Origin of the sequence: Nostocoides sp. F2B08 (assembly GCF_009184895.1) — a bacterium.
Classification (GTDB): Bacteria; Actinomycetota; Actinomycetes; order Actinomycetales; family Dermatophilaceae; genus F2B08.
Genome location: NZ_WESE01000001.1, coordinates 740,083 through 761,946, shown reverse-complemented (window position 1 = coordinate 761,946; position 21,864 = coordinate 740,083). Strand labels below are relative to the sequence as shown.

Genomic DNA, 21,864 nt, shown 5'->3' with positions numbered 1-21,864 from the left:
CCAAGGAACATCCAGTGGAACCCTCCCGGCAGCGAGGCCGGGAGGTCACCCCTGCCCCGACATCACCACCCGAGACTCATCCTCGCGAGGCCAACACCCAAAACGTCATCGGTGGATCCGGGCTAAGGCGGCGGCTATGGCCGCGCACCTGGACCGGCTCGGCATCGAGGTGGGTGAGCGGGTCGCCTTCGTCTCGCACAACAGCGCGCGGTTGCTGGCTGCCTTCTTCGGGGTGTCGGGGTACGGGCGGGTGCTTGTGCCGGTCAACTTCCGTCTCTCCGCGAAGGAGGTGAGCTACATCGTCGAGCACAGCGGGGCGCGGGTGCTTTATCTCGACCCCGAACTCGAGGATGACCTGGCCTCGGTCGACTGCGAACACACGTTCCTGATCGGGCAGGACGAGAACCTGTTCGCCGACGGCATCGACCCCAGGCCGTGGGATGCGGACGAGAACGCCACCGCGACGATCAACTACACCTCCGGGACGACTGCCCGCCCCAAGGGCGTTCAGATTACGCACCGCAACATCTGGACCAACGCGGTGACGTTCGCCCTGCACGCCGGTGTCACCGACCGGGACGTGTACCTGCATACTCTGCCGATGTTCCACGCCAACGGCTGGGGGATGCCGTTCGCGATGACCGGCCTGGGCGTGCCGCAGGTCGTGCTTCGCAAGGTCGACGGCGCCGAGATCCTGCACCGCGTTGCGGCGCACGGTGTCACCGTCATGTGTGCGGCGCCGGCGGTGGTCAGCGCCGTCCTGAGCGCCGCGGCCACCTGGCAGGGTCCGATTCCCGGACGCGGTCGGGGCAGGATCATCTGCGCGGGGGCCCCGCCGCCGACGAAGACGATCGTTCGGGTCGAAGAGGAGCTGGGCTGGGAGTTCATCCAGATCTACGGCCTGACCGAGACCTCGCCGCTGTTGACCATCAACCGGGGACGGTCCGAGTGGGACGACCTGCCGGCGCAGGAGCGAGCGGCCAGGCTGGTGCGCGCCGGTGCACCGGCGATCGGCGTGACGTTGAAGGTCTCCGACGACGGGGAGGTGCTGGCCCGCTCCAACGTCGTGCTGGAAGGGTACTGGGACCAGCCCGAAGAGACCACGGCGGCGCTCCGCGACGGCTGGTTCCACACCGGCGACGGCGGGGTGATCGGCGACGACGGTTACCTGAGCATCCAGGACCGCAAGAAGGATGTCATCATCACCGGCGGCGAGAACGTCTCCTCGATCGAGGTCGAGGACGTGATCTTCTCCCACCCCGATGTCGCCGAGGTCGCTGTCATCGGCGTCCCGGACGAGAAATGGGGGGAGACCATCAAAGCGCTCGTCGTCAAGGCCGAGGGCTCCGATCTGACCGAGGGCGACCTCATCGCCTACTGCAAGACCAGGGCGGCCCACTTCAAAGCACCCACCTCCGTGGAGTTCCGCGAGGCACTGGCCCGCACAGCCACCGGCAAACTGCAGAAGTTCAAGCTACGCGCCCCCTACTGGCAGGGACGAGACCGCCAAATCAACTAAAGGATCCAAACGTGCTACCGGCGCCGAAGCCAAGCAAGAGCGCGCGTCTCCCGGCGGAGTGCCGCGGGTCCAGAGCATCTACCGCCGACGTTGAACTGGGCTGGATGCTGTCAACTCTGTTGTTGCTCGTACGACTCGTACATCGCGCTGTCTCGTGCACCGTCCTGGTACACCTCGGAGTACATGCGGCTGGCCTCCTTTTGCCGCTGAAGTCGTCGCTGCAGGCGCCGCATTCCCCAGGAGGTTTTGGGGACCGTGTTTGTCTGCTCGCCCGTCAGTCGATTTATCGGCGGGGCCGCGTCCTGCACTGTCTCGAGATCGTCCTCCAGTCGCAACAACTGCTCTCCGAAGTAGGCTCGATCATCGGACGTCAGTTCCAGTTGAACGTATCGCTCAGCGCTGGGGTCGTAAGCGGTTTCGGTCATGCTGCTGATCGCTCCCAGCATGGTCCCAAGACGACGTTCCGCGTGCCTGAAGTCTCGTGATGCCCTCCGGTGATTGGCGGCGCGTGCGGCTGGATCCAGAGCGGCGTTGATGGCAGAGAAGATCGCCGTTGCAACCGCGAAGATTCCCGTGGCAATTGGGTTGTCGCTCAACAGGCTCACCGCGCTCAGAGACGCAGTCAGCGCCAGAACGAGTCGCGCCCAGGTGTCAAGGGTGGCCCAGCGGCCAGCCAGAATGTCGTGCTTCTCATTCCACCACCACGCGTTGGCCCACGCGCCGTGGACCCGAGCCTTGAGGTCCCAGTCGGTTGTGGGCACCAGCCCACGCATGGGGCCAGGTGGTTGGCCCGCCGGGTTCAGATTCCCACTGTCGGCCGACGGCGCTGGGCTGAGTGTGTCAGTCCTCGGCTCAAGAGTTTCACTGGTCATTGACTTCCTCCATCCCTGCGGAGAGGCCCTGCACTTCCAATGTAGGAACGCGGGGTCCAAGGGGAGGGTGATCGTGGCGGGAGTCACTCGACGTGCGGGCACCGCGCCGAGAGGCCGATGGTCTTGCCCTTCCAAGCAGCAGCGACTAGGCACATGCCGCGATCGTGGCTCGACAGCCGGCGGTTAGACGCAGTTGATCGTGCTGTCGTTGGCGCAGGTTCCTCGCGTCTGCCAGCGGTGTTCGGGGATCGGTTGGCGGGCGGTAGCGATGCCCTTCCGCTTGGGGGTGGGTCTGTATGGGCGGCCGACAGTGTCGGCCCCAGGGGGTGACGGTGTCCCACCAGACCTTGCAGTTCTAGGCCTGCACCGTGTGGACAGTCCTGTCCGCGTCTTCGAGGTAAGTCCTGACGTCGACAGAGCCAGGACAGCCAAAGCCGACGAGCATGAAGTACAACTCCTTTCGGAGGTCCCCGTCGCTGTCCACGTGGGCCAGTGCTTCGGCCACTGTGATCTGCTCCTTGCCGCTGCGTTCGAGGGTGTCCAGAAGAGCTTGAACGGCGTGGTCGAAGGCACGGTTGTTGGCGAGCCGACCCGCGAGTCGTTCCGTGATCATGGCATCGACTCGAGCTACGTTTTGGCGCGCCGCGATGAGTGCCCCCTCGGGGGTGGAGTTGTCGAATTGTGCCCACGACAAACCGATGTGACGAGCCACCGCGCGTCCTCGGGCGACCCATTGGAGATTCTCGAGGACCAGGGCACGATCGAACTCGTCCCGCCGCTTCGAGCCCGTAGAGAGTTCGGCAACGAGCCGACATGCGTTCTTGAGGAAGTAGGTGAACACCAAGGTCTCGAATGCGGCGAGCGTGGATCGGACCGCGTCTTCGGAACGGCAGTCGAATGCTCGCAGGCAGAACTCGAGGACGGTGTCGACGGCGAAGAGGTCTGCGTGGATCTCCTTGACCAGTCGAGTGGCGTCGACGGTGCTGGAGACGAAAGCGTGAAAGCGCTGCAGGCTATCGTCATCGACCTTGTCCACATTGCGCATGTCGAAGTCGATATGGGAAATGACTGGGATGCCGTCGATGTTCTCCCACACGTCATAGCGCGCATCGACGTCTTCGACGAGGTGGCGCATCTCGTGCCCCACCGAGATGCACTGCACCGCTGTCCGCTCGAGAAGCGGTCTGCTGTCTAGAAGCTCATCGCGGAAAGCGTGGTGGATCTGCACTTGTAGCCCGTCCAGGGACGGCCGGTTTCGCAGCGCAGTCACCGCGAGCGCTGGACGCCGGTACCCGATGAGAAACTCACTCATCCACCTCAAGACCGCGCTCTGGGACACCTCCTCGAGGAGCTGACCTCCCAGCAGTGACTGGACGTCGTGAAGCGTCAGCATCTCCACGAGCAGTCCATCGAGCCGTTCGCTGCGGATGACAAGCCCGGCGTCCTCGGCGGCAAGAACGAACACATCGGGTGGACACTGCCATGTGACGTAGGTGCGCACCTCGAGGTCGAGCAGGCGACTTGCAGCGCGCATGTAGCTCTCGACCCACTCATCACCAGCGAAGTTCTCCGGCCCGAACATGGCGGGCTGGAGGATGGCAGCGCTGACCAGATGCCTGTCCAGCCCGCCAACCTTCACGTCATCCCTCCGCTTGCGCCTTCATACAGCGCTCCCAAAGCTGCTCGACCTGCTCGGGCGTGGGGTTCTCAATCTCGATGTCGCCGCACTTGAACTTGCGCACCCGTTTCCGATTGAGGAACGGAAGCAGAATCGTCGGCACACTGCTCGCTGCCAGCGTCGCCACCTGCACGATAAGAATGACCGTCTCCGCGGACCCATCCAGGTGGCTCTTCCGCGCCGCGCTCACGTGGCCAACCGTTCCCTCGGCAAGGGCATGCCGCAGGTCATCCGACGCGACCGCATCCGTTTCCAGCGTGAGAACCAGTTCACCCATCAACCCAGCGTACGAGCGACCCGGCATCCGGTCGAGGCCCATGTGGCGTCGATGCCGGGTTCGATAGCCGAGTCCGCGTGCGCATTGACCTGTCGCGAACGCCCGGAGCGACAGGCAACTTGGGCTAGGTGTGGGGCCTGCCCGGCTCCCGGCGGAATGCAGCAGCTTGGCGCCGTACAAACTTGATTGCCGCCTTGGTACTCATAGGGCTCCTTGCCGACGACGATCACGAAAGCCACACTGCGAACCTGTCGTATGAGCGGACGATCAGAGGTGTCGGTCGCCAAGAGCAGCCCTGGTCGACGCAGGCACAGGCGGCCACCGACGAGTTGCTCACGGCATGCGCGGAGGTATTCGCGGCCGCGTGTCGCTCGTCGCCCTCAACGAAGTTCCTGCGAGACCCAGTGCGTTCACCACGCCTGCTCTACGGCCGCGGGCTGGGTGTCGACGAAGCCAGCGGCTTCGTACGGGCCCTGGAGCACGGCCTGGTCACGGTGGCGCCGGACGGCGGCTTCCAGGTGCCGGGAGCGCGAGCTTGCTCCAAGAACCTGCACCTCGTCGGGAGAAATGAGGATCATGTCGCCTTGCACACCGAAGTCCTCATCCACATCACCTCCTATGCGGAGTTGATCTTGGATCACGGATGGGAAGAGAACTGCGTCGTCTTCGACCCATTCGTGCGCGGTGCTGCGCTCGACCTATGGGGATTTGCTGAACCCCCCGACGGCCAATGGTGGGCGGGTGAGATCACATTCGCCTCTGAGGCAAAGGCTCGAGTGGATGGTCCCGACGGGCTCCGCTCACTTCTGACCTCTTTGCTGAAACTGTCGTACGACCCTGCCACGCGGGCGAGCAACAACCACCTAGCCAAGTGGAGGGAGATCATCACGCTCACACGGGACCGTGACATTCACCTCCTCCTCGTCGCCGACGGCGCCAGGTGGTGGTATCGAGTGAGCCGACAGGGCGAATCCGCCCTGCTATCAGCCATCGAGAGTTGATTGCCCGACATGCCGACAGGCGGCGGCTTACGCAGGCTTCGAGACGCTGGCTGAGTTTCGCCCAGCTCCCGGCGGTAGGAGGTGGGTCGGCGCTCAGCTGTAGTGGTAGATGTAGGGGTTGGCCTTGTCGCCGGATGCTTTGGGGTGGTTGTCGGGAGAGCCGGATGCGCGCAGGTCGATGTGGCGGACCTTGCCGTTGGCGGCGACACCGATCGCGTCGGCGACGCGAAGTGCCGTCATCTGCTTGGCCGTGAGCTGGGGGACGTCGAAGTCGATGGCGAATCCGAGCCGGTGCTGGCTGCGCTTGTAGCCTTTGACGGCGGCGTTGTGCTTGTCGCAGCGGCAGGTCGATAGCGGGGTGAAGGGCCCGATCTTGGTTCTGATCTTCTCGCACGCTTGGACGATCTGCCGGTCGACCCAGATGCGCCGGCAGCTCTCATGTTTGCCTCCGCATTTGCACTTGAACTCCCAGACGCTGAAGTGTTCGGAGATGTCGCTCTTGCCAGCGACCTTGCGGTCGCGGCAGATCACGAGAGCGGCGTAGGTCTTCGGCCCAAGTTTCCCGTCGACGACCAAAGCCGGGCCGAGGTTGAACATGCGCTGGAAGTCCTCTGTGGCCTGGATGGCGTGCTGTTCTGTGGCGAGCTTCCATCCGAGCAGGGCGAGGATCTTACGTCCGCGCTGCAGGCGTTCTTGGTTTGTCATTTCTGCTTCCTTTGATGTGGTCACTTCATTCAGCGGATGTTCGGCGTTCAGGAGGAGTTCTGGCCGATCGATCTGTAGCGACTACCCCGGCCGCGACAGCGCAGCCTCCCTCGGGGTGTCCCTGGGTGGACCTCCACCGGCTTTGCGGTTCGTGCCGCATTGGCGGTGAAGGTCCACCTGCAGGTGAGTGTGACTAGATGACCCGCACTCGGATCTCTTGCGCGACCGCGGACCCGGAGGCGACGGCCCCGGCTCCGATACCGCCGGCTCCGACCCAGGTTTCGACGTCGACGTGGGCTGAGTACTGACGCCCACCACCTCCCCAGAACTCTGTCGCCATGGCGATGGTGAAGGGCCCGCCCCTGAGGTCGGTCATCCAGAACACGGCGGCGATCGCACGGGCGAGGCTTCGCCGATCGAGCGCCACGACTCGCGAGCCGTCCATCACCCGAAGGTTGATGATGGACTCGGCGGAGGCGTAGCCGAAGAAGGCCGGCGTGAACGCGGAGTAGTGGTTTACAAGGACGGTGGCCTCGACCCGGATGCGGCGTGTGCCGGCTGGGCCCTGGAACGCGGAGCCGACCTGGGCGATCGCCTGGGATGAGCCGAGGAAGCTCAACGACTGCAGGCTCCACAGCCGGCCCGAGTTCCGGTCCGCCGTGAGATAGCCGCTGCCCTGGGTGTAGTTCAGGGTGTAGGGCGGGCGCAGGATGGTCGTCATGACTGGGCCTCCTCGGTGGTCCAGCCGATGTTGCCGCCGGCTCCCTTCCCGCGGCGCCCGTGCACCTTGGCCTTGTCGGGGGTCTCGACCGTGCCGAGGGCCTCATCGCTGAGCGTGTCTGGGTCGATGCCCGACTCCTTGAGGAGTTTCTCCTGCAGTGGCCGGTACCTGTCGGCGAACTCGCGCATGCGTTGCTCGACCTGGTCCTCGGGTGCGTCGACGAGGGCCGTCAGGTCGGCCTGCATCTTCTTCTGGTCCAGGCCCAGCTTGGCGGCGGCCTTCTCGGCCCGTTTGGCGTACTTGGCGTTGAGTTTCTCCATCGCCTTGAGTTCCTTGTCGAGCCGGCCGCCGCGTTCGGCCTTCGCCTGTTTCATCGCCTCGGCCATGGCCCGGCCATGGGCTGCCTGCTGCTCCGCAGACGGCGGAAGGGGTCTGATCTCGTCCTCTTGCGGCGAGTCCTGATCTGGTGACATCACACGCTCCTGCCTGGAACGGGCGACCCCGGTGCGCCTGTGGACCGGAAGACTCCCGCCCGCCCGTGAGCGCACCGTAGACCCGCCGCCCTCACCCCGCAACAGATGCGAGAACCGGCATCACCCGATAGGCCGATACCGGCTGCCGCCCTTCCTGACCTGCACGAACGCGTCTCTGGGCGGTCAGGTCGTTCCGGTGGCGGGTTCGCGGCGGCGGGTGTATACCTGGACGATCCACCCACGGCAGGAGGCAGGACAATGCGGGACAAGGACATCCGTGAGACCGACCAGGCGGCTGACCTCTCCAAGAGAGTCAAGGAGCTGGCCGCCGAGCAGCCGCTGACCCTGGAGCTGACCGAGGACCAGCTCGAAGGGCTTCGGGCGCTGTGGGACAAGGGCGATCCGCGCAAGCCGGCCCAGATCACCTTCATGGTTCACGGCAAACCCCTGGCGGAGATGGCCGTCGCCGGGTACCGGTACCGCGGCGACACCTGCTGCGTGTGACAGACCCCGCGACCGGCGCCCGCGAACCGCTCGCTGGTTGCGAGGCGCCGGTGCGTCGTGCGGGGGCACTGGTCGCACGCTTCGAGGACGGTGGGCTCGTTCTCGAGAACTACCTGACCGGGCGCCAGGCCGTCGTGCACCACCAGCTCATCCCCGCCCTGGCCGCCCTCACCGACCCCGTTCCCGCCCACGAAGCCGTAGCCCTGCTCGGCGGGCCACCGGCCGAGCCGCTCCTCGACGAGCTCGTCCGTCAGGACCTGCTGCTGCGCTGCGGCACACCCGAAGAGCAACGGGACGCCTCGGTCGAGGAGTCCTGGGTGTGGGGGCCGGAGGCCCAGTGGTTCCACTACCGAACCCGCCGCACCGCGTTCACCTACGACCTGGACGCCGAACGGGACAACCTCCTCGCGCACGCCGCGACCACCCCGCCCCCGCCGCCGTTCACCGACCTCGGGCCGCCACACCTGCCGCTGCCGGCCCCGCTCGAGCTGACCGCTGAGCTCGGTGCGACCCTGCGTCGCCGCCGAACCGAGCGCCGGTTCAGTGGGCAGCCGCTCAGCCTCGACCTGCTCGCCACAATCCTGCACACCACCTGGGGAGTCACCCAAAGGCGTGAGGACCCCGGTGTCGGTCCGGTCATCTTCAAGACCTCACCGTCTGGCGGCGCCCGCCACCCCGTCGAGGTCTATCTCGTCGCGCTCAACATCGACGGGCTGAAACCTGGGGCGTACCACTACTGCTCCGGTCGCCACACCCTCACCCCCACCGGCGAAGCAGGATCCCGTGACAGCCTGATATCCCGTGTGCTGGACGCCGTCACCCAGCAGCCCTGGGCCGCCCAGGCCGCCGCCGTCTTCGTCATGACCGGCGTCACCACTCGCAGCGCCTGGAAGTACCAGCAGTCGCACGCCTACCGGGTGCTGCTCCTCGACGCCGGCCACCTCGCCCAGACCTTCCACCTCGCCTGCACCGCACTGGACCTCGCGCCGTGGACCACCGCCGCCCTCGACGAGGACGCCGCCGAACAGCTACTCGGCATCACCGACCCCAGCGAGCTCGTCCTCTACGCCGCCGCGTGCGGACACCACGCCGCGAACAGCACGACTCAAGGGCCCTTCCAGAGCCGGCAGGGATGATGCCGCCCGACAGGGTCAGCTGCCGGCGGTAGGGAGCATGTGGGTGGCCGACTGCGGGGCGCCCGTGGGTGAGGCGTGACCACAGTCGGAGCTCGTAGGCGGGGCCCGAATCTGTGCTCCGACCTTCGGTGGCATCAGTGCCTGTTGGAGGAGCGGAACGTCGCGTCTGACGGCCACCGGCGCGGCAGGAATCATCCTTGAGGACGATGCCAGTCCATCTGAAGAGCGATGTCTGAAGACGCGGATTGTCAATAGCGTCGTCGACGTCCAGCCCATACCCATCTTCGGCAGGAAGGCATCGACATGTTCAAGAAGGCACTTCCGTGGCTGCCCTTGGTCCCGGCGCTCGTCCTGGTCGGTGGCGCCGTGGCCAATGCGCAATCGACCCCGGTCTACAGCGCCTGCGTCACAAACTCCACCGGCGGCGTGCGCATCGTTCCCACAGGCAACACCTGTAAGTCCAACGAGTACCCGATCAGCTGGAACGAGATCGGCCCTGAAGGCCCGGTAGGCGCTCAGGGGCCGGCGGGGCCACAAGGGGAAGCCGGCCCAGCGGGGGTGCCAGGTGAAGTTGGCCCGGCCGGCCCAGTCGGGCCGGTGGGACCACAAGGCGAAGTAGGCCCAGCGGGCCCAGTGGGACCGGCTGGTCCGGCTGGACCATCAGGTGCGAGCGGTCTCGAGCAGGTCACTGCCATCCAGATCAGAAGCTTCCTTGACGACCAGTTCGACCTGACAGCGGTGTGCCCCGCCGGCAAGAAGACCGTGGGCGGCGGTTTCCTCTCCGGCACCTACACATCCGGGATCCCCGACTGGATTGTGGGCAGCGGCGGGCCGACGGTCACCAACAGCGCCCCGACCGACGACCTCGGCGGGTGGCGGGTGACGGCGGTGCGCGGCAGCAGCCTGGCGGATCAGATCGTCAGGTCCTACGCCCTCTGCGTCAGCGCGCAGTAAACGAGGGCCCAGCGATCTCGAACCTCTCAACCGTCACCCCCGTCCAACTCCTGCTGGGGACGAGAGAGCGACCGTGGACGATCAAGACGCCCACCGTGCCAGCGCGTCAATGGCTACCACATCGGCTGCGAAGCCGAGCGCCGTCAAGACAGTCCAAGGTCGTTTGAGCAACGAGGCAGCTCTCGGTGGTCACCACGCCGCGCCCGTCACCCGGCGCAGTGACGCGCCTTTGGGGCGGCGCGTGACGCTGGCGTCGGCTCCTTGTCTCCCGCTGTCAGGAGTCCGGGTCCGGGTTATCGGGTCGGGGCGACTGGGAGTCGGGCTCATCCCATGGCGAAGAGCAGCGCGACGAACGCCACGAGTGAGACGACCGCCAACGCGACTCCGATGAGTCCGCGCTGCCTGCCCAAACCAGTGCGTGCCACGGCGAAGGACAGGGGGACGCCGAAGAATCCGAGCGGGATTCCGGCCGACATAAGGGCGCGCAGCCAGTTCGGTCCGCCGATGATGTCGGTGAGAGTCATCAAGAAGGTCAACACGGTCGAGACCGCGAACGCGATCCCGAGGGCCAAGGCGAGCGTGCCGGCCCGCTCTGATGCATCGGAATGCTGGGTTGGGCGAGTGTCGAGTGTCATGATCACCACCTCTTCCTCCTCCAGAGTCCTCCTCGCGTCGCCGTCGTGCATGAGTACGCACGCTCAACACGCCAGTGAGACGCGCCATGCCAGAAGCAGACCCTCATCCTCGTTCATGAGGTCCGGTGCACCGGCGCTACCAAGGGTCGCCTAGCGGTCCTGCAAGGGGATGGTCGTTGGGCACCCCGGTGCAGTGCACACCTCGTCGGGCGTAGTACACACCTTCGTCGTGGGCCCTGGGCAGCCGTCTGGTCTGACCTTGTCTGAGCGTGCCATGCACGAGCGGGGTACGGCTCGGACCAACATGGTGCACATTGACGCGGGTTGACCAGCACGCTGGGGAGTCTTTCCCCGAGGATGTCTGAGCCACCCAGAGCTCATGCTCAGAGGGTGTCCTGCAGGAGCCAGATCACCCACGAAACGACGTTGATCGCGAGGAAGGCGCCTGCCACGACGCTGGCGATAATGGCCGGCACCCTTCCCCGCTGGTCGTCGTGGCTGCGCGCCCGGTTCGCGAACCACCACGCGAGAAGAACCGGCACGGCGAAGAGGGCAGCGAGCACAACCAAGACGATGACGAAGACGCCGAAGGGCGCCCGAGCCTGCTCCTCGACTCCCAACGCGGGGGCGAGGAACATGGGCACGATGACGGCGAACGGCAACAACGCCAGGGACGCCCAGGCGAACCGGACGTTGCGGTCGTCACGAGCGACCGCCGGAGTAGCAACAGGGTGGTTCAGCGCAGTCATGACGCGCCTCCTTCACGAGGACCCGGGTCCCGGGAGCCACGGGACTCCAGCTCCATGATCCCCGCGGGCTCCGACGGCGCGATCCGTCATGTGACCCACAGATCAACGCCCCGGCCCCTCGCCGCCGGAGAGGTTCGGTCCTCAAGAGCACACCCCCAAGTCGCCACACCTCCTCGCCGTGTCCTTGACGGCCAACTCCCGGCGCTGTGACGCAGGGGGGCACGGACACAGGTCGTCTACTGTCCGACTCAAGTTGCAGCGATGACGGCCCGCAGCTCTGCGCGGCTCTCAATGATCACCACGTCTGAGTCCAGTCCTTTGGGCAACCGGGGGCGCTGCGTCTCGACCGTGAGGCAATTGGGGAAGGCACTCCTGCCAACTGGGGATACTGGGTACCCGCTCGCCTTGAACCGGGTGCCTTCCATGTTGCGGTTGCGCCCGCACGGTGCAAGTTGCACTAGGTAATGCCACATTGGACGCACCCTGCGTCCGTAGCGATCTCACTCCGCACGGTTATACCGCTGCGCATGCCAGAGAACCTGCGCAAGAAGAGATTCCGGATCGTCGGCGTAGGTCTCCCCAAAGTCATCGACAGGAATGTCTTGGGCACCTGTCTGCACGGTAGCGGCCGCCGCCACCACGGCTTCGACGGGGAACCACGGAGGCAACTCGCCGTAGCGCCGCTGGAAACCGGTCGTCTCCCAAGTGTCGCTGTCCAACAGCTCTGTCCAAGGGGCGCACGCCGCAACCAGTGCCAAGAGAAGGTCCGGCCGCTGCCCCAATGCGCTGGCCAACTTCCCCCTGACATCCTCGGGTGAAGTGATTCGAGACCCGAGCCAGAACATTGAGTGCCCGTTGGCATCGTCCTCGTCATAGACACCCGGGTCAGACCAGTCAACAGTTTCCCAAAGTGCGCTTAGGACAGCGTCGGCGCTCTGCTGCGGAGCTCCTCGTTCACGCCGCTCCGCCATCCGGATGGACTCCGTCAGGAGATGTACGGCAGTCGATAGTGGACGCCGTTGAGAGTCCTCCTCGGCGAGCAGAGCCAGTTCTTCATCCGTGGCGTTGCCTGCCACAGCTGCTGCGAGTTGAGCGGTAGCGGACAACCCAATCGCTAAGGCGGACGGGACCGGCGGAATGCTGGCCGCAGCCTGAGCGGCGGCGGCCAACTCGCAGCGCAACTTGGGGTCGAACGGGCGGTGATCTACCCGAGCCCAAGGACGCGCTCGCTCTAATAGGGCCCTGTGATCTTGGAGCGGGTCCGGTGGGGCCGCCAGCGGCTCGGCTTTGGGTTCGAGCTGCGGGGGGCTTGGCACTTCCGACCCGCCCCGCCAGTACGCCGCGAAGGCGTCCGTTGCTATCGCGAGTGCATGGAGTGCATCTTCAAGGCGGTCGTCGTCTTCGAAGCCCGGCGGCCCCGGCCATCCTGAAGATGCGGCAAGCACCTCGTCAACTGCGCGTATCACCCAGTCCGACCATGGTCCGACGGCTGGCCGGCTCGCGCGCGCGGCTGCGGTCTCAACCTTCGCCTCGTTGGCTAGGGGACGAATGCTCTCCACGGCGCTCGCTAGAGCGGTCCGGATCTCGTTCATGTGGTGATTCGTCTCTTGCCGGGAGGGTTCTGCGTACACCCTGTTTCCGTCGAGGTCCGTCATGATGCTGGCACCTCGGGCGCGTGCCCGGGCGGCGCGCCAAGCGGCCGCCGACGCCGCAGGGCCGCTCCGTGCCTGGCGAGCCGCGAGGGAGAAGCGCTCGACCGCACGGACGACGCCGATTACCGCCCCTGCGTGATGGTGTTCAGCGGCCTGAGCAGACGCCTCGAGCGCGCGGCCCGCTTCGGTGTCCGTGATCGGCCAACCGCTTTGCGCCTGCTCGTACTCGTCCAATTGCGCCTGCTTCCATTGGCGGAGCAGATCCGCTGGGTATCGATCAGGACGGTCGTCAACCTCGTAGGAGTGCTCGATGCACAGCAAGACAAGGTTGGCCTCGGCGCGGTTCTCGTTCGAGGTCATCTCGATCCACCGGGGCCCGCCCCGTCTACGAGCATGGAGATGTGCGACACGGCTGTTGAGCGTGCGGTCTCCGGTCTCGTCGTCCACCTTGTACAACGGGCGGCGGCAGTCAGGTCGCGCGCAGCGAAAGGCGTGAGCGTATAAACCCTTGATGGTTGCGGCCGTAGGCTCCGGGTGGGCGCTGGTCGTCATGTCCTCAATTCTGCTTGACGGTGCTGACACGCCTACTCAAGCGTCTGTCGACTCATCTGATGGCGGCGACGCACATGTTCGCTGCGGAGGATGATGCGCCGATGCCTGCCATGCCTCGATAGGGCTCGCCACCAGCGTCTGTGATGCCGCGGCGGCGTCAACGAGATCGCCTCCATTGACGTGCTGCCCTTCTCGGCCGTGACAGACGGCACCGCAGACACTGTCGAAATGACCCTCGAGAAACTGTTTGGCTTCGTTGTCCACTGGCGGATCTGGTGCTTGAGTTCAACCGCGCTCAGGCCCTCGTCACACGCCGTGAGCGCCACGCTCATTGGGACCAGTCCGGCGGGGTCTCGCCGTGCGCGAACCAGCCGCCCTCGTCCTCGGAAGGCAGCCCGGCCGGCGCGTCCTGCCCCGCGTATAGGTACTCGCCGAAGGCGCCGCCGCGCTGCGCGACAATGCCCAGCCCCAACACCCAGCCCGAGACCGTCCGCCGCCAGTAGGCCACCTCCTGCTTGTCCGCACTGACGCGCTGTTCGATTCCGTGATTCGCCGGCAGACCCCTGCGCATGAAGTCCTCCTCGCCATACACGGACCCAATGAGGTCGGCGCGGAAGCCTCCGCGCCGGGTGTGCCAGCCCATGGCCGAGGTCTGCAACAGGCGGAGGGCGTCGCGCGTCTGGGCAATCTCGCGGTCATCGACGCGCCGCCCCCGCTCGTCGGTCTCCTCGCTACCGGCGGTGGCGGCCTGCCGCTCCGCCATGCGCGCCTCCACAAGGTCGCGGGCCTTGGGCATCGCCCAGTCCACAAAGGCATCGACCACCGACCACGTCTTGGCCGAGTTGATTCGGGTGTCGTAGGCCAACTCGCGCCCGTGCGCGATCCCGTGCCGGGACAGGCTCCCACGAGTCTGCGTCTCCCTCACATCCTGACCGTACGTGGCCTGAAGCGCGGCCAACCCCGCCGCGATGCCCGCCAAGTGCTTCGGGTCCACGAGATCTGCCTTGGCGGTCCCCTTGGTGAAGAACTTCTTGCCTCCGGTGACGTCCATCGTGATCCCCTCCAACTGCGCCTGTAGCAGCGGAATCGAGGCGTCGTAGCGGCCCGCCAGATGGTGCTCCATCGCCAGGCCCAAGAGCCTTGCGCGCTCACGGAAGAGGCGACTCAACTCCGGGTCGTTCGCTCCCATGACGCCCACGCGCTTGCACACCCGCGTGAGGCGCCACGCGTCGTCGCCCTCCCCCTGCGCGGCCAGCAGCTGGTCTGCCTCTTCGCCGCGTCCGTCATCGGCGAGCTGGACCGCTTGGAACACCGTTTCCGCGTGCATGGAGAGTGGAGCCCACCCGCGTGGCACGAGGACCACGATGGCGCCGGCGATCCCAAGGATGCTGGTGCGGTACTCCTCCCCGACGTGGGCCAGCCGGTCCAACGCCTCGCCCAAGTCTTTACCTACACGACGCAGCCACAGTGGGACGTCCTCGCGCTCGTGGATCGCGGCGTCAATAAGGACACGGTTCTCGCCGGTTGGATCGACAGCGCTCCACACTTGGTGGTCGATGCTGGGGCTATCGTCGTCTACCACGCCGCCATCCTTGCAGCGGGCGTGCGCCCGCGCACCCGCCGAACTACGCCGATGCGGTCCCTCTGATTGAGTCTTAGTGGGCGCAGAGCCCACCCGGCGCCGCGCGTTTCGCGGCGAAATGACGCAGGTCGCTCCGGCCCTGTTACCTCCGCGTGAGCCTTGACGCGAAGGCCTGAGGGGATGGTGCACCACGATGCCGCGAGCTACCTCATCCTGCGCAGATGCTCCTCGATCGCCGCCGGCAAACCGGAGAGGACCTCCGGCCAAAGGGCGAACCGTGCGGCGAGGGCGGGGCGTGTCTGGTCAACTGGAGAGTGGCGGACCGTGAGGGTGCTGTTCCCAGGGGTGGCGGCAGTGACGAAGACGTCCACTTTGGGGGCCTGGTCATCGAAGGGCTCGGCCATCAAACTGAGCGAGGTCGGAGTCTGGCTCAGGACCTTGGCGATTCGGACGTCTGGAGCCTGACCGGTGGGTTCGACTGGCGGGCCGACTTGGATGACCACCTCGGTGTCGGAGATGCCCACACCCTCGAACTCCTGTCGGTCGGTGAGCAACCGAGCCCACGAAAGTGACAGAACGTAGAACCCTAACATCACGACGGTTGGCTCGTATGGGACGGAAACGCTCACCTCGCGCCATCCGTCGGCCTCGCTACTCATCGACTGCGCCTGATGAGGGCACGGGATGCTCCTTGAGCCAGTCCTCGAGGCGCACTTCACCACTCACCACCCGCGAGGGCGCATTCTGAGGGCAGGACTTCTCGATGTCAGCGTACGTTTCAGGAGTAACACCGTCCACGAGCCGAGAGTAGGGCGGAATGGACTGCTCGACCAGTCCCCGACGAACTTTGCACGACTCGGCACCAAGGATCTCAACACCGAAGAAGGCCAACCAGGGAATGAGCGCCCGCACCGATGGCCGGGCCTACGCAGGCCGGCCTCACTGGCGGCGCTTTGCAGCACGTCGGGGATGACCCACAACATCGACGTCGACGTACAACATTGCGTCGGACGCGGCTATAGCCACGGCAGTGCCGAACTTCTGCGTCATCGGCGAACGTCTGCGCCCCCGGACCGTGCTAGCCCACTGTGGGCGAAGTGACGCTAGCTCGTCTCACGAGATCTGAATCGCCCCGGGTGTGGTGGAGCGAGTCCGATGGTCATGACCCCTCGGGTGCCTGATGGTGGACGAGCGCCTGGCGGTAAGCAGGAGTGGAGTCGCCAGCCTCCGTGCCAACGTGACGTTCCCTGACGTGGCCTGCCGAGCAGAGCCCACGGGAGCAGTTCCGGGCGCTCGAAGTAGAGGAGTCATGCCCAAACTATGCCCGGCTCGGCCCAGAACGAAGGGCCCTGTTCTACGTTTCCGTCGATCAGAGCCCTCCGTCAATGGTCGGGGTGACAGGATTTGAACCTGCGACCTCTTCGTCCCGAACGAAGCGCGCTACCAAGCTGCGCCACACCCCGTGGCTGCGCCGCCCGCGAGGGGCAGCGACATCCGAGGATAGCCGACGCCGGGCGATGCACCGAAATCGGTATCCAGCGGTGTGGGGTCAGCCGAATGGGCCGCGTCCCGCCGTCGACGCGAAGCCGAGCCAGGTGTGCCGGTTGCGGGCCCAGCACCAGCCGACCTTGGGACTGTCACGATGCTCACGACCGTCCCGGCCGGTGCCCCCGCTGATCCAGATCGCCGGGGTCCGGGCATCCAGCCCGCCCCGCGCGCGAGGCTTGCGCGAGCCGATCGTCATGAAGCAGTGGTTGGGCTGCAGCAGCTCGGGACGGTGGAGGAGCCAGGAGATGCCCTCGGACACTGTGAGCGGTGATCTCCCCTGCGCCAGGATGGCCGCCATCGCCTCCTCCGGGCTCCAGTTGCGCATGGAGTCACCGCGCTCCGGCTGATGGATCAGGTAGAGCGGCCGATCCGGGACCACGACGGGATCCGCCGGGACGAACTCGTCGAGGTCGGTCATGTCCTCGACGACGAAGCCCGGTCGGCCCTCACGGTCGAGCAGCGGCGCCAGCCGGGACGCGGGAACCAGGGCGGGATGGACGACGAGGACCGCGGACTGGCCGTGGGGAATGAGGTCGTCGGCGAGGGAGCGGAACTCGTCGGCGCTCACGCCGGCGAGCCGGGGCACCCCGAGCGAGACGAGGCGGTCGAACTGGCCGGCGAAGGTCGAGGAAGCAAGCGTGGACAGGTGGGCTCCTTCAGCAGGGCGGCACATGGACGGCATGTGCTGAACGCAGCCCGGCGCCCGACTATTCCGGCCCGCTGTCCGAGGCCGTCGGCCGCGCCGACTACTCCGGGGGGACGAGCGTGAGCAGAGATGCCTCGGGCCGGCACGCGAAGCGGACCGGGGCGAACCGGTTCGTCCCCAGACCGGCGGAGACGTGCAGCCAGGCGGCATCGGACGGCTCCTCTTGGTGCGAGGCGCGCCGCACCCAGGGATGGATCTCGTCCGAGATCCCGTCCCGGCCGGGAGCGCGGTCTCGCTCGACGCGGTGGATGCCCGCACCCGGCCACCACCGCGACAGCCCCTTGGCCCGGCGCCGGTCGAGGTCGCAGTTCGTGACGATGGCCCCCATCACCGGCAGGGCGATCTGGCCGCCATGGGTGTGTCCGGCGATGATCAGGCCCGCACCGTCAGACGCCATGGCGTCGAGGACGCGTTGGTACGGCGCGTGCGTGAGCCCGATCGTCAGGGCCGCGTCTGGGGAGGCCGGTCCGGCGACCGCCTCGTAGCGGTCCCGCTGGATGTGCGGGTCATCGACCCCCACGAACTCGACGGGAAGCCCCGCGACGTCGACCGTCGTGCGGGCGTTGTTCAGGTCGGCCCAGCCGGCCGCCGACATTGCCGCGACGAGGTCCTTGACCGGCAGGAGCGGTCGGTCCTCGCGGTTGGCTCCGTACGAGCGGGTCAGGTATTTCGCCGGGTTCTTGAAGTGCGGGGCGTAGACGTCGTTGGACCCCAGGACGAACATGCCGGGGAACTCCATCAGCGGCTCCAGTGCACGCAGCACCGGCGGGACCGCCTCCATGTGACTGAGGTTGTCCCCGGAGTTGATGACGAGATCGGGCCGAAGGCGCGCGAGGTCCCTGACCCAGGCCATCTTGCGGCCCTGACCCGGGACGAAGTGCAGGTCGCTGACCTGGAGGATGCGGATCGGACGTGATCCGCGGGGGAGGACGGGCACCTGCGCCTCCCGCAGGGCGAACCAGTTGCGCTCGATGACCCCCGCATACGTCAGTCCGGCCGCACCGATGGCGGCGAGCGCGCCGGTCGCCTTCGCGATGGCAGCCAGGGAGGTCATCACCCCAGTCTCGCATCAGCAGGGGTATGCGCCACTCGCCCCTGCGCCGACGCTTGACGGTGGGGGGGGTGGGAGACTGGACACATGAGCACTCAGTCCCTCAAGGCCCGGGTCCAAGGAGACCTGCACGACGCGATGCGCGCGAAGGAGAAGGTCCGCGCCGGAACCCTCCGGATGGTCCTCACCTCGATTACCAACGAGGAGGTCTCGGGGACCGAGCAGCGGGAGCTCGGCGACGACGAGGTCCTCAAGGTCATCGCCAAAGAGGCCAAGAAGCGCAAGGAGGCCGCCGCCGCATACCGCGACGCCGGTCGCGAAGAGCTGGCCGACCGGGAAGAGGCCGAGCTCGGCATCCTCGAGGAGTACCTCCCGGCGCAGCTCGGCGACGACGAGCTCCGAGCGATCGTGGCGGACGCTGTCGCCGAGACAGGCGCCACGGGCATGCAGCAGATGGGTCAGGTCATGAAGGTCGCGCAGGGCAAGGTCGCCGGACGGGCCGATGGTGGCCGCGTCGCGGCCGTGGTCAAGGAGACCTTGCTCGCCCGCTGACGCGGTCACTCAGCGCCGGCCGCTCCCGCGAGTCGCCGGTCAGTCGTCGCCGCCACCGGGCGGCCCGCCACCGCGTCCGTTGCCCGGGCCGCCGTTGTCCTCGGCGGGGGGCGCAGGCGCCTCGGGCTCGGGCTGTGGCGCGGGCTGCGGAGCCGGACGGGTGCGCTGCGGCGGCGGGGTGTAGCCCGACGAGACGAGGATGGCGACCGAGCTGCCCTTGGGCGCTGACCCGCGCGGGTCGGTGCCGACGACAGTCCCCTGAGTGGAGCGGGCACTGACCTGTACGACGTAGCCGTCGAAGCCCGCCTGCGCCAGGGTCCTGCGGGCCTGGGTCACGCCCATACCGACGACGTTGGGGATGTCGGCCCGCTGGCCGCGCAGCACCTCCTCGCTCGGCTTGGCGAAGGACGCCTTGTCCATACCCTCGCTCGCGTCGTCCATGATCAGCTTCCAGATCGGACCCGCGATCGTCGAGCCGTACACGCGCTCGTAGTAGTTGCCGCCGATCCGGATGTCGCGCATCGGCCGGGTGTTCGAGTCGGGACGTCCGACGTAGACAGCGGTCGAGAGCTGGGGGGTGTAGCCGACGAACCAGGACTGCACGAAGCGGTCGGTCGTTCCGGTCTTGCCGGCGGAGACCCGTCCGTCGTCGAGGGCGAAGTTGCGGCCGGTGCCGCCGCTCTCCATGACGCCGGCCAGCATCTCGTTCGCACCTGCGGCGATCTCCGGGGCGACGACCTGCTCACAGACCGGCTCGGCCTCGAAGATCGTCTCGCCGGCGGTGTTGGTCACGGTGGTGACGGGGAGGGGCTCGCAGTACGTGCCCTTGGCGGCGAGGGTGGCGAAGGAGAGCGCGACGGTCATCGGGGAGGCCTCACCGGAGCCCAGTGTCACCTCGGAGAGGAACGGGTTCATCTCCTCCCCGGAGGAGCGGTGCAGACCCATTCGGGTCATCATCTCCTGCGTGTCGCACACCCCCACCTTGGACAGCACGAGCGGGACGAAGGCGGTGTTGACCGACTTGGCGATCGCGTCGCGGAAGCTCATCCGTCCGCCGGCGTCGGCTTCGGAGTTGCGGACGGTGATCGGCTCGTTCGGGCCGCAGTCGTCGACCGACTCCTCCGGCAGGAAGGTCGCGCCCTCACTGCTGTCGTAGCGACGGGCGTTGACCGTGGTGTCGACGCCCATGCCCTCCTCGAGGGCCCGCACGAGGGAGTAGATCTTGGCCGTCGACCCGATCTGGAAGCCGCCGGACTCACCGAACGCCTGGTCGACGCTCCAGTTGACCTCGGTGACGCCGAACTCGCCCTCGTCGTTGCCGTAGGTGGCCGTCTGGGCCAGGGAGAGGATCTTGCCCGTGCCCGGCTCCACGACCACCGATGCGGCTCCCACCTCCGTCTGGTCGCCGATCGGCACCCGCTCGGTCATGTGCTGCATGGAGCTCCGGTAGACGTCCGGGTCGAATGTCGTCTGGATCGTCAGGCCGCCGGTGTAGATCTGGTTCTTGCGCTCCTCGAACGTCTCCCCGAGGGCCGGCTGCTGCAGCAGCCAGTTGATGACGTACTGACACACGAACGGCATCGAGGCGCGCTGACAGGTGTTCTGCGAGGGCTTGACCTCCATCATCTCCTCCACCGGCACCTCCTTCCACGCGTCGACGTCGGCCTGCGACGCGTAGCCGAGCTCGGCCATCCGGTCGAGCACGACGTTGCGCCGGCGTTCGGCCGCGACGGGGTTGCTCACCGGGTCGGTCGTGCCGGGGTTCTGGATCGTGCCCGCGATGACAGCCGCCTGACCGAGGTTGAGCTCGCTGGCCGGGACGGAGAAGTAGTGCTGCGCAGCGGCTTCGACGCCGTACGCGAGGTCGCCGAAATACACGAGGTTCAGGTAGTTCTCGAGGATCTGCTCCTTGGAGAGCTCGTTCTCCAAGGACATCGCGTACTTGAGCTCCTGGACCTTGCGGTCGAGACTCACTCGGGTCGCGGCCGCAGCGGCCTCCTCGTCACCGCGCTTGAGGGCGGCCTCCTGGAGCGCGATCTTGACGTACTGCTGGGTGATCGTCGAGGCTCCCTGGACGTCATCGCTCTGGATGTTGGCGACGACCGCACGGGAGAGTCCGCGCAGGTCGAGGCCGTTGTGCTCGTAGAAGCGGGAGTCCTCGATGGCGATGACGGCGTCCTGCATGATCGGCGCGATCTCGTCGAGCGGCACGATGATGCGGTTCTCGTCGTAAGGGGTGGCGATGACGCCACCGGCTGCGTCGAGGATGACGGACTGTTGCGAGAGCGGCGAGGCGGTGAAGTCGCTGGGCAGCTCCTCGAAGGCCGCGATGCTGGAGTTCGCCGCGGCACCGGAGGCGCCCACGGCGGGCATGGCGAGGCCGGCCAGGAGGAGACCCATGGCGGCGGCGGTCACGACGAAAGCCCCCAGGAGCCGGAGCACCTGGGGGAGGCTCTGAGCACGTCCCTGCATACGTTCCAGGGTAACGGGTGTATCTGAGAGCTCCCTGCACCGCGCGCAAGCACGGGTCGGCTGACATGGCAATGTGATTGTTCAGTCGTCCAGAGCCTCTTGCCACGGCGCGGATTTGGACGGACACTCACGGAGTCATCCCTGTCGACGTCTCCCCTTAGGACCGCCCAGATCATGACCCTGGTCCCCTTCCGCAGTCTCCCCTCCCATGCCCTTCCAGCCGCTCGGCCGGGCGCCACGTCATGGTGCCGGGACTGGGCGACCAAGGGTAGGTGTGCGGGCCAGGATCCCGACGCCCTGTTCGTCGAGGGCAAGGAGCAGCGGGCCGCCAAGAGGCTCTGCCGCGGTTGCCCCGTGGTCTTCGAGTGCCTTGCGGATGCGCTCGACAACCGGACCCCGTTCGGGGTCTGGGGCGGGATGACCGAGCGCGAGCGTCGCGCGCTACTGCGCGCCCGCCCCGACGTGGCCGACTGGACCGCTCTGCTCCAGGCCGTGCGCGCGGGCGGCGGCGCCGAGGTCGGCTGA

The 21,864-nt window shown here is 66.8% G+C and carries 21 protein-coding genes and 1 tRNA gene; 7 read left to right on the top strand and 15 right to left on the bottom strand.

What is annotated here, in order from left to right; translation table 11 throughout:
- Positions 1 to 61 precede the first annotated feature (61 nt).
- Entirely contained in the window at positions 62 to 1,519 is a 1,458-nt protein-coding gene (locus GA707_RS03560; RefSeq protein WP_370459988.1) for an AMP-binding protein, read from the top strand.
- Positions 1,520 to 1,629: 110 nt separating this feature from the next.
- On the opposite strand, the gene GA707_RS03555 is transcribed toward GA707_RS03560, so the two are convergent.
- The 3 genes from GA707_RS03555 to GA707_RS03545 form a co-directional block, all read right to left on the bottom strand.
- Positions 1,630 to 2,280: a hypothetical protein gene (locus tag GA707_RS03555; RefSeq protein ID WP_152176988.1), complete on the bottom strand. Its 651-nt coding sequence runs from the start codon at positions 2,278 to 2,280 to the stop codon at positions 1,630 to 1,632.
- A gap of 466 nt (positions 2,281 to 2,746) precedes the next feature.
- Positions 2,747 to 4,030 (bottom strand): hypothetical protein, encoded by a 1,284-nt coding sequence (locus GA707_RS03550; RefSeq protein WP_152176987.1) that lies wholly within the window; start codon positions 4,028 to 4,030, stop codon positions 2,747 to 2,749.
- A gap of 1 nt (position 4,031) precedes the next feature.
- Entirely contained in the window at positions 4,032 to 4,346 is a 315-nt protein-coding gene (locus GA707_RS03545; RefSeq protein WP_152176986.1) for a hypothetical protein, read from the bottom strand.
- Between the two features lie 182 nt (positions 4,347 to 4,528).
- On the opposite strand from GA707_RS03545, the gene GA707_RS03540 reads away from it, so the two are divergent.
- On the top strand, positions 4,529 to 5,347 hold the full coding sequence (locus GA707_RS03540; protein WP_152176985.1) for a hypothetical protein: 819 nt from the start codon (positions 4,529 to 4,531) through the stop codon (positions 5,345 to 5,347).
- 93 nt (positions 5,348 to 5,440) lie between these two features.
- Here GA707_RS03540 and GA707_RS03535 read toward each other — a convergent pair whose 3' ends face one another.
- The 3 genes from GA707_RS03535 to GA707_RS03525 form a co-directional block, all read right to left on the bottom strand.
- Positions 5,441 to 6,052: a D-Ala-D-Ala carboxypeptidase family metallohydrolase gene (locus GA707_RS03535; protein ID WP_152176984.1), complete on the bottom strand. Its 612-nt coding sequence runs from the start codon at positions 6,050 to 6,052 to the stop codon at positions 5,441 to 5,443.
- A gap of 193 nt (positions 6,053 to 6,245) precedes the next feature.
- Positions 6,246 to 6,773 (bottom strand): hypothetical protein, encoded by a 528-nt coding sequence (locus GA707_RS03530; RefSeq protein WP_152176983.1) that lies wholly within the window; start codon positions 6,771 to 6,773, stop codon positions 6,246 to 6,248.
- Complete coding sequence (locus GA707_RS03525) at positions 6,770 to 7,246, bottom strand: hypothetical protein (RefSeq protein WP_152176982.1); 477 nt, start codon at positions 7,244 to 7,246, stop codon at positions 6,770 to 6,772. Before GA707_RS03525 ends, GA707_RS03530 begins: the two co-directional genes overlap by 4 nt.
- 258 nt (positions 7,247 to 7,504) lie before the next feature.
- Between GA707_RS03525 and GA707_RS20705 the strand changes: the two genes are divergently transcribed.
- The 3 genes from GA707_RS20705 (at position 7,505) to GA707_RS20700 (ending at position 9,840) form a co-directional block, all read left to right on the top strand.
- On the top strand, positions 7,505 to 7,750 hold the full coding sequence (locus GA707_RS20705; protein ID WP_193315142.1) for a hypothetical protein: 246 nt from the start codon (positions 7,505 to 7,507) through the stop codon (positions 7,748 to 7,750).
- Positions 7,747 to 8,886, top strand: a complete 1,140-nt coding sequence (locus GA707_RS03520; RefSeq protein ID WP_193315141.1) for a SagB/ThcOx family dehydrogenase — start codon at positions 7,747 to 7,749, stop codon at positions 8,884 to 8,886. Before GA707_RS20705 ends, GA707_RS03520 begins: the two co-directional genes overlap by 4 nt.
- A gap of 303 nt (positions 8,887 to 9,189) precedes the next feature.
- Positions 9,190 to 9,840: a collagen-like protein gene (locus GA707_RS20700; RefSeq protein ID WP_193315140.1), complete on the top strand. Its 651-nt coding sequence runs from the start codon at positions 9,190 to 9,192 to the stop codon at positions 9,838 to 9,840.
- A 323-nt stretch (positions 9,841 to 10,163) separates the two neighbouring features.
- Here the strand turns inward: GA707_RS20700 and GA707_RS03505 are convergent, their stop codons facing one another.
- From GA707_RS03505 to GA707_RS03470, 8 genes are all read right to left on the bottom strand, one after another.
- A complete protein-coding gene (locus GA707_RS03505) occupies positions 10,164 to 10,475 on the bottom strand; it encodes a hypothetical protein (RefSeq protein WP_152176978.1) in 312 nt (103 codons plus the stop codon).
- 383 nt (positions 10,476 to 10,858) lie between these two features.
- Positions 10,859 to 11,224 carry a hypothetical protein gene (locus GA707_RS03500; protein ID WP_152176977.1) on the bottom strand — a complete coding sequence of 122 codons (366 nt, stop codon included), beginning with the start codon at positions 11,222 to 11,224 and terminating at the stop codon, positions 10,859 to 10,861.
- A 500-nt stretch (positions 11,225 to 11,724) separates the two neighbouring features.
- Positions 11,725 to 13,236, bottom strand: a complete 1,512-nt coding sequence (locus GA707_RS03495) for a hypothetical protein (RefSeq protein WP_152176976.1) — start codon at positions 13,234 to 13,236, stop codon at positions 11,725 to 11,727.
- 520 nt (positions 13,237 to 13,756) lie between these two features.
- The gene (locus tag GA707_RS03490; RefSeq protein WP_152176975.1) at positions 13,757 to 15,010 is read right to left on the bottom strand and encodes a hypothetical protein; all 1,254 of its coding nucleotides are present in this window, start codon (positions 15,008 to 15,010) and stop codon (positions 13,757 to 13,759) included.
- A gap of 203 nt (positions 15,011 to 15,213) precedes the next feature.
- Entirely contained in the window at positions 15,214 to 15,669 is a 456-nt protein-coding gene (locus GA707_RS03485; RefSeq protein ID WP_152176974.1) for a hypothetical protein, read from the bottom strand.
- Positions 15,670 to 16,396: 727 nt separating this feature from the next.
- Positions 16,397 to 16,473, bottom strand: a tRNA-Pro gene (locus GA707_RS03480).
- An 86-nt stretch (positions 16,474 to 16,559) separates the two neighbouring features.
- On the bottom strand, positions 16,560 to 17,231 hold the full coding sequence (locus GA707_RS03475; RefSeq protein ID WP_193315139.1) for a DUF5701 family protein: 672 nt from the start codon (positions 17,229 to 17,231) through the stop codon (positions 16,560 to 16,562).
- Between the two features lie 73 nt (positions 17,232 to 17,304).
- Complete coding sequence (locus GA707_RS03470; protein ID WP_152176973.1) at positions 17,305 to 18,318, bottom strand: metallophosphoesterase; 1,014 nt, start codon at positions 18,316 to 18,318, stop codon at positions 17,305 to 17,307.
- 84 nt (positions 18,319 to 18,402) lie between these two features.
- On the opposite strand from GA707_RS03470, the gene GA707_RS03465 reads away from it, so the two are divergent.
- Positions 18,403 to 18,867: a GatB/YqeY domain-containing protein gene (locus GA707_RS03465; RefSeq protein ID WP_152176972.1), complete on the top strand. Its 465-nt coding sequence runs from the start codon at positions 18,403 to 18,405 to the stop codon at positions 18,865 to 18,867.
- Positions 18,868 to 18,906: 39 nt separating this feature from the next.
- Here GA707_RS03465 and GA707_RS03460 read toward each other — a convergent pair whose 3' ends face one another.
- Positions 18,907 to 21,339, bottom strand: coding sequence for a penicillin-binding protein (locus GA707_RS03460; RefSeq protein WP_152176971.1), 2,433 nt, complete (start codon positions 21,337 to 21,339; stop codon positions 18,907 to 18,909).
- Positions 21,340 to 21,513: 174 nt separating this feature from the next.
- On the opposite strand from GA707_RS03460, the gene GA707_RS03455 reads away from it, so the two are divergent.
- Positions 21,514 to 21,864 (top strand): WhiB family transcriptional regulator, encoded by a 351-nt coding sequence (locus GA707_RS03455; RefSeq protein ID WP_152176970.1) that lies wholly within the window; start codon positions 21,514 to 21,516, stop codon positions 21,862 to 21,864.

Coding starts and splice junctions, on each gene's coding strand:
- GA707_RS03495 (WP_152176976.1), bottom strand. CDS start 13,236: ATGACCTCGAACGAGAACCGCGCCGAGGCCAACCTTGTCTTGCTGTGC.
- GA707_RS03545 (WP_152176986.1), bottom strand. CDS start 4,346: ATGGGTGAACTGGTTCTCACGCTGGAAACGGATGCGGTCGCGTCGGAT.
- GA707_RS03530 (WP_152176983.1), bottom strand. CDS start 6,773: ATGACGACCATCCTGCGCCCGCCCTACACCCTGAACTACACCCAGGGC.
- GA707_RS03535 (WP_152176984.1), bottom strand. CDS start 6,052: ATGACAAACCAAGAACGCCTGCAGCGCGGACGTAAGATCCTCGCCCTG.
- GA707_RS20705 (WP_193315142.1), top strand. CDS start 7,505: ATGCGGGACAAGGACATCCGTGAGACCGACCAGGCGGCTGACCTCTCC.
- GA707_RS03470 (WP_152176973.1), bottom strand. CDS start 18,318: ATGACCTCCCTGGCTGCCATCGCGAAGGCGACCGGCGCGCTCGCCGCC.
- GA707_RS20700 (WP_193315140.1), top strand. CDS start 9,190: ATGTTCAAGAAGGCACTTCCGTGGCTGCCCTTGGTCCCGGCGCTCGTC.
- GA707_RS03475 (WP_193315139.1), bottom strand. CDS start 17,231: ATGTGCCGCCCTGCTGAAGGAGCCCACCTGTCCACGCTTGCTTCCTCG.
- GA707_RS03485 (WP_152176974.1), bottom strand. CDS start 15,669: ATGAGTAGCGAGGCCGACGGATGGCGCGAGGTGAGCGTTTCCGTCCCA.
- GA707_RS03505 (WP_152176978.1), bottom strand. CDS start 10,475: ATGACACTCGACACTCGCCCAACCCAGCATTCCGATGCATCAGAGCGG.
- GA707_RS03460 (WP_152176971.1), bottom strand. CDS start 21,339: ATGCAGGGACGTGCTCAGAGCCTCCCCCAGGTGCTCCGGCTCCTGGGG.
- GA707_RS03500 (WP_152176977.1), bottom strand. CDS start 11,224: ATGACTGCGCTGAACCACCCTGTTGCTACTCCGGCGGTCGCTCGTGAC.
- GA707_RS03455 (WP_152176970.1), top strand. CDS start 21,514: ATGACCCTGGTCCCCTTCCGCAGTCTCCCCTCCCATGCCCTTCCAGCC.
- GA707_RS03465 (WP_152176972.1), top strand. CDS start 18,403: ATGAGCACTCAGTCCCTCAAGGCCCGGGTCCAAGGAGACCTGCACGAC.
- GA707_RS03525 (WP_152176982.1), bottom strand. CDS start 7,246: ATGTCACCAGATCAGGACTCGCCGCAAGAGGACGAGATCAGACCCCTT.